We start from the raw sequence: 16,797 nt of genomic DNA on the forward strand, positions 1-16,797 counted from the left end.
AGCAGCAACATGTCTGAGCATGTCACGAACCGTCATTGCCAGGCGAAGGCCTGGTCGCAGAACGCGATCCACATTCTGGAGGCGGAGGGGCGCCGGACGGCGGACTCGCACCTGTGTTCCGTGCACCTTGCCGGCTTTTCGGGCATCGATGTCTATTTCAAGGATGAATCCATCCATCCAACCGGTAGCCTGAAGCACCGCCTTGCCCGCTCGCTGCTGCTCTATGGCATCTGCAACGGTCAGATCCGCAGCGATACCGTGCTGGTGGAGGCCTCTTCCGGCTCAACGGCCGTCAGCGAAGCTTACTACGCGCGTTTGCTCGGGCTTAAATTTTACGCCGTGCTCCCCCGCAACACCAGCAAGAGCAAGGTCGAGGCGATACGCCAGCATGGCGGCCTCTGCCACTTCGTTGACGAGCCCGCCACCATCTATGATGAGGCGGCGCGGCTGGCAGATCGGGAATGCGGCTATTTTCTCGACCAGTTCGCTTATGCCGAGCGCGCCACCGATTGGCGCGGCAACAACAACATCGCCGAATCCATCCTGAACCAGCTGTCGCTCGAGCCCCACCCGGTTCCGCAATGGATCGTCATGGGTGCCGGCACGGGCGGCACGTCGGCAACTCTGGGGCGCTACATCCTGTATCGGGGCCTTGCGACCCGCCTTTGCGTCCCCGACCCGGAATATTCCGCCTTCTACGAGGGCTGGCGCGACTGCGATCCGAATTCCGTCTCGCTGCGCGCGTCGCGGATCGAGGGCATCGGCCGGCCCCGAGTTGAGCCATCGTTTATCGGCAATGTTGTGGACGCCATGCTCAAGGTCCCCGATGCCGCCTCCATCGCGGCATGCCGCGTCCTCTCAGGCCTGCTGTCGCGGCGCGTCGGCGGATCGACCGGTACCAACTTCATTGGCGTCCTGTGGGCGGCTGCCGAAATGAAGCAGCGCGGCGAGACCGGCTCGATCGCCAGTGTGATCTGCGATTCTGGTGAGCGCTATGCCGACAGCTATTTCGACGACGACTGGCTGTCGGCACAGGGCATCGACATCACCCATCCCACTGAACTGATCGAACGGGCGGTCTCGACCGGCGAGCTGTCACCCGACCTGTTTCTGGCGCAGCGGCAGCGCGGCGACACCGATACGCCAAAACTGCATCGGCAGCACGCATGAGCTCCAACGTCTCTGGCACGACAACCGTCATCCCCATGGTTGGGCATCCTGTACAGCAGGTCCACATGCCTGGCGTGATCAATGACCGCTTTCGGGACAAGCGCATCGATGCGGTCATGGTGCCGATGGATATTCTGCCCGAAGCCTTGCCGCATTTTGCCGGGCTTCTGCGCTCGGCGGGCAATATTCCGGGCGCTGTCATTACCCTCCCGCACAAGGTGGCAATGGCGGGTCTTGCCGACAGGCTGACACCACGAGCACACCTGCTAGGCGCCGCCAACGTGGTCAGTCGGCAGGACGACGGCACACTGCTGGCCGATATGCTGGACGGCTCTGGCATGATCGGCGCGCTGTCGGCCGACAACGTGCCGATCAACGGTCAGCAATGCTGGGTGATCGGAGCAGGCGCTGCGGGCAGTGCGATAGCGCTGGCTCTCGCCGAAGCGGGCGCCGCCGAGGTCTGGATTTCGGATCTCGATGCCGCGAAGGCCAGCGCCATCGCCGCACGTTTTGCGACTGCGGGCCACAACATCATTGCCGGCGAGCCAGGCGGACTCGAGGTGATCAGCCTCGTCGTCAATGCCACGACGGCCGGCATGGGCGGCGTTGGATCGGCATTGCCCTCACAATCCCTGGCTGTGCTGCCAGCACGGTGCTGCATTGCCGATGTCGTCACCAAGCCGAATGACACACCGCTTTTGCGGGCCGCGCGAGACAGAGGCCTGCGCACCATTTCCGGCGACGCGATGGCCGAGGCCCAAACCAACGACGTGGCACGCTTCATGGGGTACCAAATTGACTGAGCAGCACTACGATGTGATCGTTGTTGGTGGAGGGTCAGCCGGCATAGCCGCCGCCGTTGGCGCCAGCCGGTCGGGTGCAAGGACGCTCCTGGTCGAACGCTACGGATTTCTCGGCGGCGCGGCGACGTCTTCCAATGTGCTGGCCTACTGCGGCTTCTGGACCAGTGCCACCAAGCCCATCATGGGTGTCAGGGGCGTGGGCGCGAGCGTGCTCGAAGCGCTCGATGCGCTTGGTGCCAATGCCGAACCGCAGCGTAACCGCACCGGAAACTGGATCGTGATGATCGACCCCGAAGCCGTCAAGCATGCACTCGATAAGGTGGTCGCTGACGCTGGCGTGGACGTTCTAACCCACACCCGGCTTGTTCAGGCCGCAAACTCGAACGGCGTCCTTCAGGCGGTCACCTTGCAGGATCACGCCGGGCCGAGACAATACAGCGCCAATGCGTTTGTCGATGCGAGTGGGGATGCTGACCTTGTGCGCCTCGCCGGGGGCAGCGTGGCTGATCGGGACAAGTCCATCGATGAGCGATCCCCCGGCTCGTTTCCCGTACGGATCGGGGGCGTTGGAGAAGGCACCTGGGACCGCCAAGAGGTCGCCAACTGTCTCGACGGCATCAATGTCGAATATGCTGACGCCCGCATCCGTGCGGGCGGCGGCGGCCTCTTCAAGCTGCACGAATCCGGCGACCTTTGGTGGTTGGGCATCGACATGCTCACAGATGGGCTGACCGGCGAATCCCTGACCCGCGCCGAAACCGTCGGGCGGGACCTCGCTTGGCGCTCGGTGGCCCGGCTGAAAGATGCCGTACCTGCATTCGAGCATGCCTATATCGTGGCAACCGGGCCTCAGGCGGGCATCCGAGAATCGGGTCCGGCCAAGCCACTGGCAGCCATAAGCGGGGACGATGTGCTGAACGGCAGGCTGCGGGACGACGGCATTGCCTGTGGCTGCTGGCCGTCCGAAGTCCATAAAGGTCTTTCGGGCGCAACCTACCGGCAGATTGGCGGCGACGGCTATTACCATATTCCGCTCGACAGCCTGCGCCAGCGCGAGCTTGAGAATGTCTGGCTGGGCGGCCGGGTTATTGGGTGTGCAGACGACATTGCCTATGGGTCGCTGCGTGTCATGGGAACGGCCTTCGCCACTGGCCATGCCGCCGGCGTCGCGGCCGCCTTTAGTGCGGAACTCAGGGGGAAGGTGCAGTTTGCTCAAGTGCGTCAGCGATTAGTCGACCAAGGCGCCTTTCTTTAGGGTTGCTTGCCCACCTCACCACTACCCCGCCAGACCTACGAACGGCAGCCTTCAAGACCACCTCCTAAAAGCTAAAAACGTCTCAATCGGGGTCGGGAGCCACCCCTAGTTCATCGCCCGTTGAGCGGCAGCTAATCGAGCGTCATTTTCCAAAACCTGCCATTCCGCTTCCGGCCCCAAAGACGACGCGCCGGTCGTCAGTTCACACTTATATTCTGAACGGTTTGCAGTTTGGCGCACCCGGCGAGATTCGAACTCACGACCTCTGCCTTCGGAGGGCAGCGCTCTATCCAGCTGAGCTACGGGTGCATCTGAGCAGGCGGTGTTTGTCTGCCTCTTCTCTCTAGCCAAGGCTTTCGCAGCGCGCAACATGCAAACTTTTGCGAATGAGCTAAGCGCCTATCTAGACCAATGTGACCGCCCAACGACTCCGCACAGTTTGCCATGGCTGCCAGCCCCATGGACAAGATGAGCGGACGGAGATGATCTTTTGGGAAGATGGTGCCCAGAGCCGGAATCGAACCAGCGACACGCGGATTTTCAATCCGCTGCTCTACCAACTGAGCTATCTGGGCATCGGGCGTTTGCAGCGGAGTGCTGCAAGCCACGGGCCTTATAGGGGAAGGGTTTTTGCCGTGCAAGCGGGAAAAGGTGGTGTGGATAAGGTCATCCTTCACTCCGCGTGTGTGGCCCCATCCCACCCTCGGTTCTTCTCCCAAGGGGACAGAGGCGACAAGGTCAAAACTGATCTTCGTCCTTGTCATCGCCGGGTTCGTCTTCCTTGGCGGGGATGACATAGGTGCCGCTTAGCCAGCGGTTAAGGTCCACGTCGGCGCAACGTTTGGAGCAGAAGGGCTTGAACTTCTCAACCGTCGGCTTGCCGCAGATGGGGCACTTTTTTTCGGCCATCAGACGCCCGAAAGGGTGGACTGGTTGAGCCAGTTGAAGTGGACGGGGTAGCCCTCGCCGGCAAGAAGCTGGGTCACTTCGTTGAGCGGCAGGCCGACCACGGCGGAATAGGAGCCGGACATCTTGACGGCGAAAGAACCGGCAATGCCCTGGATGGCGTAGCCACCGGCCTTGTCGCGCCATTCGGCACTAGCGAGATAGGCTTCCATTTCCTTGTTGGAGAGGCGCTTGAAGCGGATACGGGTCTCGACCAGGCGATGGCGGCGGGCGCCGGAGGGGGTGATCAGGGTGACGCCGGTGAAGACGCGGTGCGAACGTCCGGAAAGCATGCGGAGGCAGTCGGATGCCTCTTCCATGGTCTCGGCCTTGGGCAGGATTCGCCGGCCGACGGCAACGACGGTATCGGCAGCAAGCACGAGCGCATTGGAGCCAAAGCCAGCAACGCGGGCCTTGTGCTGCGCCGTCAGAGCCTTGAGGTCGGCCAGGCGCTGCGCCAGCTTGCGCGGCAGTTCGCCCTTTTCTGGCGTTTCGTCGACATGAGCCGGCACCAGATGCTCGGGCTCAACGCCAATCTGGTTCAGCAAGGCGAGCCGACGCGGCGAGGCGGAGGCCAGGATCAGTTCGGGACGTCCGGCCATCAGCTCAGATCACTTGAAACGATAGGTGATGCGACCCTTGGTAAGGTCGTAGGGGGTCATTTCGCACAGGACCTTGTCGCCGGCGAGAACGCGGATGCGGTTCTTGCGCATGCGGCCAGCGGTGTGTGCGATGATCTCGTGTTCGTTTTCCAACTTGACGCGGAACGTCGCATTGGGGAGCAATTCAGTCACCACGCCCGGGAATTCGAGCACTTCTTCCTTCGCCATTCTATCTCCTGATCAAACCCATAGGGGCATCGCTCGCCGGCCACGGGTCGGAAAGTGGCCCCTACCTACTTCAATTCAATGGTTTTGTGAACCACCGGAAACCAGTGGCTCGAGCCGGCTCCTGACGCGCTTGCGTAGCCCATCGCGCAGATCCCGATACGCCCCCAGGACCAGCTCGCGATTGCCCTCGACGAGGGAGGGATCAGGAACGTCCCATACTTCGACCGCACCGGCTTCGAGGCCCTTGCGGGCGACGGCGTCGGGGGCATCGGCGGAAAGGGTGATGACGAGATCGAAGTGGTTGGCAACCAGCTCGTCCAGGATATGGGGCGTGTGAACGCTCATATCAATGCCGACCTCTTCCATGACCTCGTGCACGAACTGATCGGCCTTGCCGCCATGGACGCCGACGGAGCGAGCGATGACGCGGCCGGGAAAGGCCTGGCGGGCAAGGGCTGCGGCAATGGGCGAGCGCACCGAATTCATGGAACAGACAAAGAGGACGGTGGGCAGTTGGCTCGTCGCCTCGTCGATGCGCGAGGCATAGGGCTGGACGGCGCAGATGAGGGTGAAGAGGCGCCGCGCCGTGTTGAGGTCGATGATCAGCTTATTGGTGAGGCGGGTACGCAAGAGCTCTGCGGCTTCGTTGTGCATGCCGCGCCGCGCCATGTCGACGGTTTCGATCTGGAAGGGCTGGGCCGAGCGGATGGCCTCGTAATAGGCGTCGCGGATGCGGAAGTAATCGCGGATCAGGCGGCGGAACGGGGTCAGCGACAGGTAATGCGCGGCGATCGGCTGGAAGGTTTCGGGGTCGCGGACATCGAGAACGATGGAATTGCCTATGATCGAGACGTGAAGGGCATAGGGCCCAACGGCGGAGACGCGGGCTGGCTTGAATCTATTGTCCTCAAGCAGGTCATAGATGGCGCTGCGCCATTCATGCACCTCGTCGGGATTGATCGAGATGATGGTGTTGGGATCGAGCGTGACGGTGACCAGCCGGTCCTTGTCCGTGGTCGCCACCGCCTCTTTGCCCATCGAGATGCTCAATGGTTGAGCCGGATGGAAATGGAACGCCCATGGCCGTCGAGATCTTCGACGCCGGCAATGGTCACGGCCGGTTCGGCGAGTGCCGAAAGCGAGGACGGGGTGCAGCCCAGGATCGAGGTGCGCTTCATGAAATCGAGGACGCCAAGGCCCGAGGCGAAACGGGCGGAGCGGGCCGTGGGCAGGACGTGATTGGAGCCGCCGACGTAATCGCCGATGGCTTCGGGCGTGTGGTGGCCAAGAAAGATCGCGCCGGCATGGCGGATGGCGGGGAGCAGCGCCTGGGGGTCGTCGAGCGCCAGTTCGACATGTTCGGACGCGATACGGTTGGCAATGCCGGCGGCCTCGTCGAGCGAGGCGACGGTGATGATGGCGCCAAGTTCGTCCCAGCCCTCGCGGGCCATGTCGCCCTTGGGCAGGAGGGTGAGCTGGCGATCGACTTCCCTTTCCACCGCGTCGGCGAGGCGGGCGTCGGTGGTGACAAGAATGGACTGGGCCCCTGCCCCATGCTCGGCCTGGGCGATGAGATCGGCGGCAACCCAGGCGGGGTTGGCCGAGCCATCGGCGATGACCAAGACTTCGGAGGGCCCGGCGATCATATCGATGCCGACCTGGCCGAAGACCTGGCGCTTGGCGGTGGCGACATAGGCATTGCCGGGGCCGGTGACCTTATCGACGCGCGGAATGGTGGCGGTGCCATAGGCAAGAGCCGCGACGGCCTGGGCGCCGCCGATGCGGTAGATTTCGGTGATGCCGGCGATCTGCGCCGCGGCGAGGATGGCCGGGTTGATCTCGCCATTGGGCGTGGGCACGACCATGGCGATGCGGCTGACGCCGGCGACATGGGCGGGCACAGCGTTCATGAGCACCGAGGAAGGATAGGAGGCAAGGCCGCCGGGGACGTAGATGCCGACCGCATCGACGGCGGTCCAGCGAGAGCCGAGGGTGACGCCGAGAGCGTCGGTATAGACGTGGTCTTCGGGCTTTTGCTTTTGGTGATGCGAGCGGATGCGGTCATGCGCCGTTTGCAGCGCCGCGCGAACATTTGCAGGAACCTGGGCGGCGGCACTGGCGATTTCGCCGGCGGTGAAGCGTAGGGTTTGGGCCGTGACATCGGCGCGGTCGAAGCGGTTGGTCAGCTCGACTACCGCCTCGTCGCCGCGGCGGCGCACATCGGCAATGATCGTGGCCACGGTGTCGTTGACGTCCTGGCTCGATTCTCGCTTGGCGCCGAGCAGGTCGGTGAAGCGGGTTTCGAAATCGGGCTCTATGCTATCGAGACGAAGGGGCATGGATCTAGTCGTGCTTGGGCTTGGCGGCGGCAGCCCAGGCGGCGCCGAGATCGGCGAGGCGGGCTTCGAGATATTCGACATCGAGACGAACGGTGCCGCCGCCGGCAAGGCGAAGCTCGACAATGCCGGAAGGCGCGTCGGTGGGTTCGAAATGGATGGCGAGGAGTTCGAGGACACCCTCGGGCGCCGATGGGTCGAAGCCGGCATATTTGACATCGGTGACGCCATCGAAGTGCAGCGCGGCGCGTTTGCGCAGGCCCTTGCCGCGACCCTCGTCGGAGGTCCAATCGAAGCGGTTCATGAGAAGGGCAAAGCGGCGGTCGGCCTTGGCATAGCCCATGTCAGTGGTGCGGATCACGGCGTCCTGCACATGGGCGGACACGACTTCGAGGTCTTCGGCATCAAGCGCGATCAGCTTGAGATCAGTCATGGGAAGGCCTTGTTGGACTAAAGATGTGCTTATGTCGGCGTCGACGTTTGCATCTACAAGGTTGTAGGGGTGGGGGCAATGCGGGGTGTGCAGGGACATGCGGAAGCGCCGCCCGGCCGGAGGCATCGCGGTTGCACGGTGAGAAGCGGCTTTCGCCTCGAAGTAAGGTTTAGTGAAGAGGCGAAAGCCGCTTCGCACGATCGGGATTTTTGCGCACGCCTCGGGTGGACCACTCAAGAACGGTGGCCAGCGTCGGCATCCACGCACTCGCCCAGGCGACCCCGGGCGACCCCGGGCGACCCGTCTCCCCACCCGGCGCTTCGTCGGCACCGCGTGTGTGGCGGGGATGAGGGTGAGAATGGCACAGGGGATTGGGGGTGGGGATAAGGGGGATAGATCGAGGATGTGGAAGCATTAGGCACCCCCTCCCTACCGCCGCTACGGCCGTGCCGGCCTAGCTCTGGTACCCTCCCCTCTGAGGGGGAGGGTATGTGCAGTGGGCTTGGCGGGGGAGTGCACAACGCTCGGTGTCACCTTCCCCCTCAGAGGGGAAGGCAAGCAGAGCTTGGCGAGGGACGAGCCTAGCGGCGCTCGGAAGGGGGTGACTGTTTCTCCCGCTTACGGGAGAGGGGCCACTTCCGAGAGAGGGGAACACCTTGGCTTGACGATGATTAAGCCGGCATGATCACAAACCTGATCGGAACAGCAGGCTGGAGCGTGGAGCGGGCGCTGCCGAGTTTTGCGCAGGAGGGCAGCGCGCTGGAGCGCTATGCCTCGGTGCTTTCGGTCGTGGAGGTCAATTCAAGCTTTTACCGGCAGCACCGGCGCAGCACATGGCAGCGGTGGCACGATACGGTGCCGGAGGGGTTTCGGTTTTCGGTGAAGCTGATCCGGACCGTGACGCATGAAAAGGCGTTGGTCGGGGCGGAAGACGACATTGCCCTGTTCTTTGAGGATGTCGCGCCTCTAGGAGAAAAGCTCGGTGCGGTTTTGGTGCAGTTGCCGCCAAAGCTGGAGTTCGACCCGTTGGTCGCGCGTCCCTTCCTTGAGGCCGTTAGGCGACAGACGAGCGTGCCGGTATATCTCGAACCGCGGCATGTGAGCTGGGTGGGGGCGGAGGTCGATGCGTTGTTGGCCGATGTCGGTGTCGGGCGCGTGCTGGCGGATCCGCAAAAGGAGGAGCTGGCTGCGGCGGCAAAGCATGCGCGCTATCTGCGGCTGCATGGATCGCCGAAGATCTACTATTCGGCCTATTCGGATGAGGCGCTGCGGCATTATGCCGGGCTGATCACGGCAGCGCCGGAACCGGTCTGGTGCATCTTCGACAATACCGCATCGGGTGCTGCGCTTCGCGACGCCGTGCGGTTGCGCGAGATGGTCGGTGCGCCGCGCTAGCGACGCACAAAACTCCCGCCATTCGAGCATAGCTCTCATGGCCTGCTCGCCTCCGATCACGCCACCGGCGTGATCGGCCCCCATGGGACGGCTCTCAGCCCGCTAGCCGTTCGATCTCGGCGCCGCAGCGGCTGAGCTTTTCCTCAAGGCGTTCGAAGCCGCGATCGAGGTGATAGATGCGGTTGACCACGGTTTCGCCCTTGGCGGCGAGACCGGCGATGACCAGCGAGACCGAAGCGCGCAGGTCGGTGGCCATGACCTGGGCGCCTTTGAGCTGGGAGCGGCCATGGACCGTGGCGAGCTGGCCATGAACGGCGATGTCGGCGCCGAAACGGGCGAGTTCGGCCACATGCATGTAGCGGTTCTCGAAAATGGTCTCGCGGATGTTGCTGGTGCCCTGGCTCATGGTCATCAGCGCCATGAACTGGGCCTGAAGATCGGTCGGAAAGCCCGGGAACGGGTCGGTATCGACGTCGACCGGCTTGATGCCGGAGCCGTTGCGGCGAACGCGCAGGCCATTGGCTTCGGTTGTGAGCTCGGCGCCGGTCTGGGCCAGGATATCGAGCGCAGCCTGGAGGTGTTCGGGCCGCGCACCCTTGAGCAGCACGTCGCCGCCGGTCATGGCCGCGGCCATGGCGAAAGTGCCGGTTTCGATGCGGTCGGGGATGACGTCGACGGTCGCGCCATGCAGACGCTCGACGCCCTCGATGGTCAGCGTCCTGGTGCCGATACCCGAAATCTTGGCGCCCATGGCGACAAGACATTCGGCGACATTGGTAATTTCGGGTTCCTGGGCAGCATTCTCGATGACGGTCGTGCCCTTGGCGAGGGTCGCGGCCATCAGAATAGTGTGCGTGGCGCCGACCGAGACCTTGGGGAAGTTGACGGTCGCGCCGACAAGGCCGCCCTGGGGCGCGCGGGCGACCACATAGCCGTCGTCGATGTCGATTTCGGCGCCGAGTTCCTTGAGGCCGTAAAGGAAAAGATCGACCGGGCGGGTGCCGATGGCGCAGCCGCCGGGCAGCGACACGCGGGCCTCGTGGCAACGGGCCAGGAGCGGCCCGATGACCCAGAAGCTGGCGCGCATCTTGGATACGAGCTCATAGGGCGCGGTGGTGTCGACGATGTCGGCGGCATGAAAGGTCATGCGCTGGCCGACCACATCGTCCTCGCCGCGGCGGCGGCCCTGGACGGAGATGTCGACACCGTGGTTTTCGAGGATGCGCTCGAGCTGCTTGACGTCGGCAAGGCGCGGCACGTTTTGCAGCACCAGCGGCTCTTCGGTCAGAAGCGAAGCGATCATCAGCGGCAGAGCGGCATTCTTGGCGCCCGAGATCGGGATTTCGCCCACGAGCTCATTGCCACCGACCAAACGAATACGATCCATAAAGTGAAGTCCTCATAATGGGCCCTTGGGGCCCGTTCCCTGGGGAGGCAAGGCGAGGTCTTCGTTGCCGCGTAGGCCAGACCAGCCGTTCTCATGACGGTGAAACGCGATGTTCGCCGGAAATGGTTTATGGTTTATTGTCCGTGTCCGTTCCGGGGTCCGGCTCGGGACCACCGGCATCGTCCCCGAGGGCACGTGCCTTGGCCTGATCCTTGCGGCGCCTCAAGTTCTCACGCAGCTTTGCGGCCAATCTTTGCTCGCGCAGCTCCGCCTGTTCCGATTTGCCCATGGTTTGCCGGTGATCGAGTCGATGGCTGGGTAATATGCCCTTTTTGCGCTTGCGTCGAGCCGGACCCTATGGCAAAGGAGCCCCCGTCGCCGCAGGGCCCTGCCCGCATCAGCCGACACGATGCTGCCGTAGCTCAGTGGTAGAGCACTCCCTTGGTAAGGGAGAGGCCGACAGTTCAATCCTGTCCGGCAGCACCAGTTTCTCTGATAGAAAACAACTTCCTGATCTTGTTGACCAACGACGCTGAGACTGAGTTCTGCGGTGAGACGTTAGATCCGTTGGTCTCTGTAGTTTCAGCGGTGCCACGACGTCCTCGTCCGAACCCGAGCCCCTGGCTGCAGTCAAGCAAGGCAGAAGGCGGCGGCTAGGCAGGTTTGTCTGATGTAGACTATCGATGCTGCCGCTTCACCGGGCTAATAGGTCCTGCACCCGTTGAGCCAGGGTGTGCATCTGGAAGGGCTTGGGCAAGACCTGCATGCCCGGCTCCAGGTTATCGTGATTGAGAACGGCGTTCTCGGCATAACCGGTGATGAACAGGACCTTGAGAACCGGCCAGACCTGCCTGGCGGCGGCAGCGAGCTGGCGGCCATTCATGCCGCCGGGCAGGCCGATATCGGTCACCAGGAGATCGATCACAGCATCGGACTCGAGCACCTTGAGGGCCGAGGCGCCATCCCCAGCTTCGAGGATCGAATAGCCGAGGTCTTCCAGCGCTTCGACGACGACCATGCGGACCAGCGGCTCGTCATCGACGACTAGGACCGTTTCCTTGCCCTTGGGTAAGATGGCCTCGGACGCAGCATTTTCTGCATCGTCCGCGAGCGACTGACCCTGATGGCGCGGCAGGTAAAGGCAGATTACCGTGCCTTCGCCAACCTTGGACCGGATGTTGACGGCGCCGCCCGATTGCCCGGCAAAGCCGTAGACCATGGAAAGGCCTAGCCCGGTACCCTGCCCCATGGACTTGGTGGTATAAAATGGCTCGAAGGCCCGCTGTACCACCTCTGGCGGCATGCCGACGCCGGTGTCTTCGACGCACAGGGATACATAGTCTCCGGCGCCCAGGCCATGCTGTCGAGCCTCAGAAGCATCGAAACGCGTATTGGCTGACCGGATGGTGATGGTGCCGCCATCGGGCATGGCGTCACGCGCATTGATGCAGAGGTTGAGCAGGGCGTTTTCGAGTTGTCCAATATCGAGGAAGGTCGTCCAGAGATCGTCCTCCTCGACTGTCTTGACCTCAATCTCCGGCCCTACGCTGCGCTGGATCAGTTCCAGCATGCCCGCGATCAGGGCGGACAGGCGGGTCGGCTTGGGTTCGAGCGTTTGGCGGCGGGAGAAGGCCAGTAGCCGCTGCGTGAGATTGGCCGCGCGGTTGGCGGCACCGGTGGCACCGATGATGTGGCGCTCGATCTCCGCAACGCGTCCCTGCGCCAGGCGCTTGGACATCAGTTCGAGGCTGCCCGTGATGCCCGCGATGATGTTGTTGAAATCGTGGGCGATGCCGCCCGTGAGCTGGCCCACGGCCTCCATCTTCTGCGCCTGGCGAAGCGCCTCTTCCGTCTGGCGCAGCGCTTGCCCAGCTTCCCGCTCGGCCGTCACGTCGCGGCCCACGGCGTGGATGTGATTTTCGAAGGGAACGGCCGTCCAGTTGAGGACACGATAAGTGCCGTCTTCATGCCGGTAGCGATTCTCGAAGGCCAGGGTGCTGAGGCCCTCCGAAAGGCGCCGAATTTCCTGCTCGGTAGAAGCAAGATCATCGGGGTGGATGAAATCGGTCAGCAATCGCCCGGTCAGGTGCTCGGGATCGTATCCCAGGATGCGCGTTGCCGAAGGATTGACCGAGGTGATGCGGCCTTCGTGATCGGCCACAAGCATCAGTTCCTGGGAAATCTTCCACAACCGATCGTGGTCACGCGTCTTGGTCTCGACCCGCTGCTCGAGCTCCCGATTGGCGCGTTCGAGCGCATTTTGTGCGTGAGCGCGCTCCAGCGCTGACCAGGTGCGCTCGGCGACATCTTGGATGAGCTTGGTCTCGGCCTGCGTCCATTTCCGCACATCGCGGCAATGGATGTAGAAGGCTGCGATCATGCGGCCATTCTTGACGAGGCTTGCGGTCAAGGCGGAGGATGTCTGCAGATAGGCAAAGGCGGCTTTGCTGGCGTCATCCGCGATACGAGGATCGTTATAAACATCATCGACCACGAGCGGCTCGCCCCGCTTGAGCGCGCCGTGGATTTCGGGACCGAAGCCAGCCAGGTCATGGGTACCGTTGAAGCTTTCGATCAGCCCGTCGGTCCAGTTGTTCTCCGTGGTAAAGAAGCGTTCGGTCACATCAACCGACCCGTAGCCAACCCTGTTGGCCTCAAGGTGCTGGCCAAGCGAGCGCTGCGAGACCTGGATGATCTCGGCCGGATCTGCCAGCGTGCGCAGGTCTTCTTCGAGGCGGCTCAGGAATTGCTCGGAACGCCTAGTCAGCGCCTGCTCGGTGGTTTCGGTCACGAGGCAGATGAGGCCCGCGACCTTTTCTCGGTCGCGCAGCGGCGTATACGAAAAGCTGAACCATGCATCTTCAAGGCCGTGGCCGCGGTCGACGCGGAGACCGGCATTGTCGACCACGACGCCACGGCCGGACAGCGTCTGGTCAATCAGCGGGCCGACGGTGTCCCAGACCTCTCCCCAAACCTCCCTGAGCGGCCGGCCCAAGGCAGGCGGCTTGTCGCCGAGCAGGGGGCGATAGGCGTCATTATAGAGCAGCGTCAGCTCCGGGCCCCAGGCAAGCCAAACCGGTGTGTCTGCGTCGAGCATGAACGAGACCATCGTGCGAAGCGACGTTGGCCAAGTTTCGAAAGGACCAAACGCTGTTGCCGACCAGTCTCTTTCGAGGATTTCGGTCGCAATGGTTCGTGTGGCGTTGTGGGTTTTGTTCAAGGGTTGTACCCGTCGCCCGGTGCTGTTCTTTGTGATTGGGCTGGGTTTTGTCAGTAGCGCGAAATGGAGCAGGTGCTCAAGCTGCTACCAGTGGCCTTGCGACAAGATCCCCGTTGCTAAGGTGGCAGCCTGCACCCGTATGTCAGGGATGGCTTCGATCTCGAAAAAGCGGCCCCGGGTCAGCGGCCCAACTACCAAAAGGCGGTCCGTGGATTTGCCGTCCTTGTCGACGATGGCGCAGTGCTCGTCGACATCAAGGCCGATATGGAGCGCATCGGCTCTGGCGCGGCCGTTTGCAACAAGGTCGCGGATCACCGGATTGGAACTGGACATCACATCGACGCTCACCCCGCCACAATCATAAACGCGGGCCACCTCAAGCGTTTCGCGCGTGCTTGATCCGCGACGGCGGATCTGAGCGCGGACCTGACCTTCAACCCGATCGACCCCGACGAATTCAGCGGCAACCAGATGCACCTGTCCCTTTGCAACGGCGCGAACCAGCCGATCGTGCAGTTCGGGCGGCAACCGGTGACGGTGAATGTTCCACCAAGGGCGCAGATGCCGAAGGAACTGCCGCTTGGTGTGGGCAGGCCAGTTCTGCCAGATACGCTGATTATAGGGGCGCAAGCCATCGACCACGCTGCGCCAATCGCCGCCATGCGCCTCGGTTTCGCGCACCAGATCACGAAACCACCGCATGAAGTACGGCAGGCTGGTGCCGAAGGGCACGTCGGCGGAATCGATGCTGATCGGGGGCACGTCGCGATGACCCTTGGGCAAGAGACCGTTGCGCGACACCACCGTGATCGGACCTCGGTGCTCGGCATCCGCCAGCGAGAGCCAGGCGTCCACCATGCTGAGGCCTGATCCGAGGATCATAACCGCCGCATCTGACTGCAGCGGCGTATCGCGCTCCGAGCCGACGCGGACGGCAATACCCCGGCTGCGCGCCGGCTGCGTTTCGTGACCGACGGCAAGCACGGCATGACGGCTGACGATGCTGGTGCCATTGGCGAGCATGGTTTCGATGCCGGCCTTGCTTTCCCTCACCGCCATGACTTCTTCGGAAAGGACGCGCAAGCGACCCAGCCTGGACTTGCCGGCTTCGCTCAGCACATGAGCGAGGTAAGCGCCATAGAGCCGACGCGGCACGAAGACCCAGGAGCCGTGCGCTGAAGGATAGCCCCGCTGCTGCAACCAGCGCCAGAAATGCTCCGGATCATCGGCAAAGGCACTCATACCGCGGGCCGGCACATTGACCTTGTGATCGCGCTGGCTGGCAGAATAGGCAAGGCCCTGCCCGAACTCGCCGCGCCGCTCGATCAGCGTCACGCGGATGTCGGTCTCGGGATCACGTAACAAGTGAGCGGCCAGCAGCACGCCGCTGGCGCCCCCACCGATGATCGTAACCGAGGGTTTCGCGTGCACGCTGTTCATGGGTGTCACCGGCTGCAGTTGCTGGTCAAAACGGACGCGGCAGCCAATACCGGTTCCTTGCCGTTGCGAGAGCAGGCGTCCTGTTCGGCACGCGACATTGGCACCGCCCCAAAGGAATAACTAGGCAGCCTGCTAGCGAGATGGGTCGTTCCTTGTTCGCTCGCTGCTGCGCTGCGCGTACCAATTCTGGAGGTCAGAATGCCAAAGAAATGTAACATGGTCTCATCTCCCGTGTCGGTTTAGCCTAACTCTATCACCTTGATCGTGATTGGCGCGCCAGCCTGTCCTGTTCTCGCGGGCCGGTAGAGAAAATTGTTTTAGCACCGGCGCCAAAAGCTCGAGAAAAGCCCTGAGCACGCTTCCATCTTGCACCCAGAATGGCAAATCCTTGCAAAGGACGTGCGGCAGCCTCTTTCTTTCACCTGTTCGAAAAACCGGAGAAGTTGCACATCGCGCCGGCGCTTCGGCGGGAAATAGCATTGCCATTTTGGGGTTCGGAAGCTCCCGAGCTGTTTATCTACTAAGTTTGTAGACTTATGGTGGTGACCTGTTTTGACGGGAGCCGCCATGTCTTATCGCCTCAGCCTGCTCGACAAGAGCCCCATCGGAAAAGGTGAGACCGCATACACGGCCCTGCGCCGCACCATCGCTTATGCGCAGCAGGCCGAGGCGCTGGGCTATACTCGTTTTTGGGTGGCCGAACACCATAACACAGCCGAACTTGCGAGTTCTTCGCCCGAGATCCTGATCGCGGCGCTCGCCACCGCGACCAGCACCATCCGCCTCGGCTCCGGTGGCGTCATGCTGCAGCATTACAGCCCCTATAAGATCGCCGAGAACTTCAATCTACTGGAAAGCCTAGCCCCTGGGCGGATCGATGTGGGCATCGGCAAGGCACCGGGTGGATTGCCGCTCTCGACCAGGGCGCTGCAGGCAGGGCGCGATCCTGATCGCCACCCGGACTTTGCCCAGCAGCTGCGCGAGTTCGACGCCTATCTCGGCGCCGGTTCGGCCGAGCGGGTTGAAGGGCTGGCCGCTACCCCTGCCCCGCACACGCAGAGCGAGCGGTTCCTGCTGGGCGCCAGCGTTGAAAGCGCGCAGCTAGCCGCTGAACTTGGCTGGCAATTTGTTTTCGCACGGCACCTCAATGGCGACGATGTCGTGCTCGCCTCTGCGATCTCGACTTATCGAAACCTCGTTCACCGCACCCCGATTGTTGCCCTGGCAGCCATCGTCGATCCGGACGGCGGCAAAGCGCGCGAGACTGCCTCTGGCTTTACCCCGTTCCGCGTCACCATCCCCGGCGGCCAGAGCGTTACGGTGGGCAGCGAGGCGCAAGCGGCCGAATATGCCCGCCAAGCGGGCGCCGTCGATTACACCATCGAAAAGCGCAAGGCCAATGTGCTTGCCGGCGACGGCCACGACATCATCGCCGCCACGGACAGGCTGGCCCGCCAGTTCGGCATCGAGGAATTCATCCTCGATCTGTTCAATCCCGGCGACAGCCGCCTCGTTGCCATCGGCCTGATCGCATCGGCGCGCGACGCCGCTGCCGCACCCCAAGCTCTTTCCGCCTGATTTCT

14 protein-coding genes and 3 tRNA genes are annotated in these 16,797 nt (G+C 62.9%); 6 read left to right on the top strand and 11 right to left on the bottom strand.

Going from position 1 to position 16,797, the window contains the following annotated elements; all coding sequences use genetic code 11:
- Positions 1-9 precede the first annotated feature (9 nt).
- The 3 genes from JI748_RS11880 to JI748_RS11890 are packed head-to-tail and all read left to right on the top strand — an operon-like array spanning position 10 to position 3,228.
- Positions 10-1,170 (top strand): PLP-dependent cysteine synthase family protein, encoded by a 1,161-nt coding sequence (locus tag JI748_RS11880; protein ID WP_201630891.1) that lies wholly within the window; start codon positions 10-12, stop codon positions 1,168-1,170.
- The gene (locus JI748_RS11885; protein WP_201630893.1) at positions 1,167-1,973 is read left to right on the top strand and encodes a shikimate dehydrogenase family protein; all 807 of its coding nucleotides are present in this window, start codon (positions 1,167-1,169) and stop codon (positions 1,971-1,973) included. The genes JI748_RS11880 and JI748_RS11885 overlap by 4 nt, the downstream gene beginning before the upstream one ends.
- A complete protein-coding gene (locus tag JI748_RS11890) occupies positions 1,966-3,228 on the top strand; it encodes an FAD-dependent oxidoreductase (protein WP_201630895.1) in 1,263 nt (420 codons plus the stop codon). The genes JI748_RS11885 and JI748_RS11890 overlap by 8 nt, the downstream gene beginning before the upstream one ends.
- A 232-nt stretch (positions 3,229-3,460) precedes the next feature.
- Here the strand turns inward: JI748_RS11890 and JI748_RS11895 are convergent.
- The 8 genes from JI748_RS11895 to JI748_RS11930 form a co-directional block, all read right to left on the bottom strand.
- A tRNA-Arg gene (locus JI748_RS11895) sits at positions 3,461-3,537 on the bottom strand.
- Between the two features lie 190 nt (positions 3,538-3,727).
- A tRNA-Phe gene (locus JI748_RS11900) sits at positions 3,728-3,803 on the bottom strand.
- Between the two features lie 163 nt (positions 3,804-3,966).
- The gene (yacG, locus tag JI748_RS11905; protein WP_201630897.1) at positions 3,967-4,137 is read right to left on the bottom strand and encodes a DNA gyrase inhibitor YacG; all 171 of its coding nucleotides are present in this window, start codon (positions 4,135-4,137) and stop codon (positions 3,967-3,969) included.
- Positions 4,137-4,775: a Maf family nucleotide pyrophosphatase gene (locus tag JI748_RS11910; RefSeq protein WP_201630899.1), complete on the bottom strand. Its 639-nt coding sequence runs from the start codon at positions 4,773-4,775 to the stop codon at positions 4,137-4,139. Before JI748_RS11910 ends, yacG begins: the two co-directional genes overlap by 1 nt.
- A 9-nt stretch (positions 4,776-4,784) precedes the next feature.
- Complete coding sequence (gene infA / locus JI748_RS11915) at positions 4,785-5,003, bottom strand: translation initiation factor IF-1 (protein ID WP_035082742.1); 219 nt, start codon at positions 5,001-5,003, stop codon at positions 4,785-4,787.
- A 75-nt stretch (positions 5,004-5,078) separates the two neighbouring features.
- Complete coding sequence (locus tag JI748_RS17550; RefSeq protein WP_201630901.1) at positions 5,079-6,041, bottom strand: UPF0262 family protein; 963 nt, start codon at positions 6,039-6,041, stop codon at positions 5,079-5,081.
- Between the two features lie 8 nt (positions 6,042-6,049).
- A complete protein-coding gene (gene hisD, locus JI748_RS11925) occupies positions 6,050-7,342 on the bottom strand; it encodes a histidinol dehydrogenase (RefSeq protein ID WP_201630903.1) in 1,293 nt (430 codons plus the stop codon).
- 4 nt (positions 7,343-7,346) lie between these two features.
- Entirely contained in the window at positions 7,347-7,772 is a 426-nt protein-coding gene (locus tag JI748_RS11930) for a DUF2948 family protein (protein WP_201630905.1), read from the bottom strand.
- Between the two features lie 681 nt (positions 7,773-8,453).
- On the opposite strand from JI748_RS11930, the gene JI748_RS11935 reads away from it, so the two are divergent.
- Positions 8,454-9,167 (top strand): DUF72 domain-containing protein, encoded by a 714-nt coding sequence (locus JI748_RS11935; protein WP_201630907.1) that lies wholly within the window; start codon positions 8,454-8,456, stop codon positions 9,165-9,167.
- 94 nt (positions 9,168-9,261) lie between these two features.
- Here the strand turns inward: JI748_RS11935 and murA are convergent, their stop codons facing one another.
- Positions 9,262-10,554 carry a UDP-N-acetylglucosamine 1-carboxyvinyltransferase gene (murA, locus tag JI748_RS11940; RefSeq protein ID WP_201630914.1) on the bottom strand — a complete coding sequence of 431 codons (1,293 nt, stop codon included), beginning with the start codon at positions 10,552-10,554 and terminating at the stop codon, positions 9,262-9,264.
- Positions 10,555-10,965: 411 nt separating this feature from the next.
- On the opposite strand from murA, the gene JI748_RS11945 reads away from it, so the two are divergent.
- A tRNA-Thr gene (locus tag JI748_RS11945) sits at positions 10,966-11,040 on the top strand.
- A 208-nt stretch (positions 11,041-11,248) separates the two neighbouring features.
- On the opposite strand, the gene JI748_RS11950 is transcribed toward JI748_RS11945, so the two are convergent.
- On the bottom strand, positions 11,249-13,651 hold the full coding sequence (locus JI748_RS11950) for an ATP-binding protein (RefSeq protein ID WP_201630918.1): 2,403 nt from the start codon (positions 13,649-13,651) through the stop codon (positions 11,249-11,251).
- Between the two features lie 207 nt (positions 13,652-13,858).
- Complete coding sequence (locus JI748_RS11955; RefSeq protein WP_201630920.1) at positions 13,859-15,214, bottom strand: FAD/NAD(P)-binding protein; 1,356 nt, start codon at positions 15,212-15,214, stop codon at positions 13,859-13,861.
- A gap of 567 nt (positions 15,215-15,781) precedes the next feature.
- Here JI748_RS11955 and JI748_RS11960 point away from each other — a divergent pair.
- Positions 15,782-16,792: an MsnO8 family LLM class oxidoreductase gene (locus JI748_RS11960; RefSeq protein ID WP_201630922.1), complete on the top strand. Its 1,011-nt coding sequence runs from the start codon at positions 15,782-15,784 to the stop codon at positions 16,790-16,792.
- Positions 16,793-16,797 lie beyond the last annotated feature (5 nt).

This window comes from Devosia rhizoryzae (assembly GCF_016698665.1).
GTDB classification, from domain to species: domain Bacteria; phylum Pseudomonadota; class Alphaproteobacteria; order Rhizobiales; family Devosiaceae; genus Devosia; species Devosia rhizoryzae.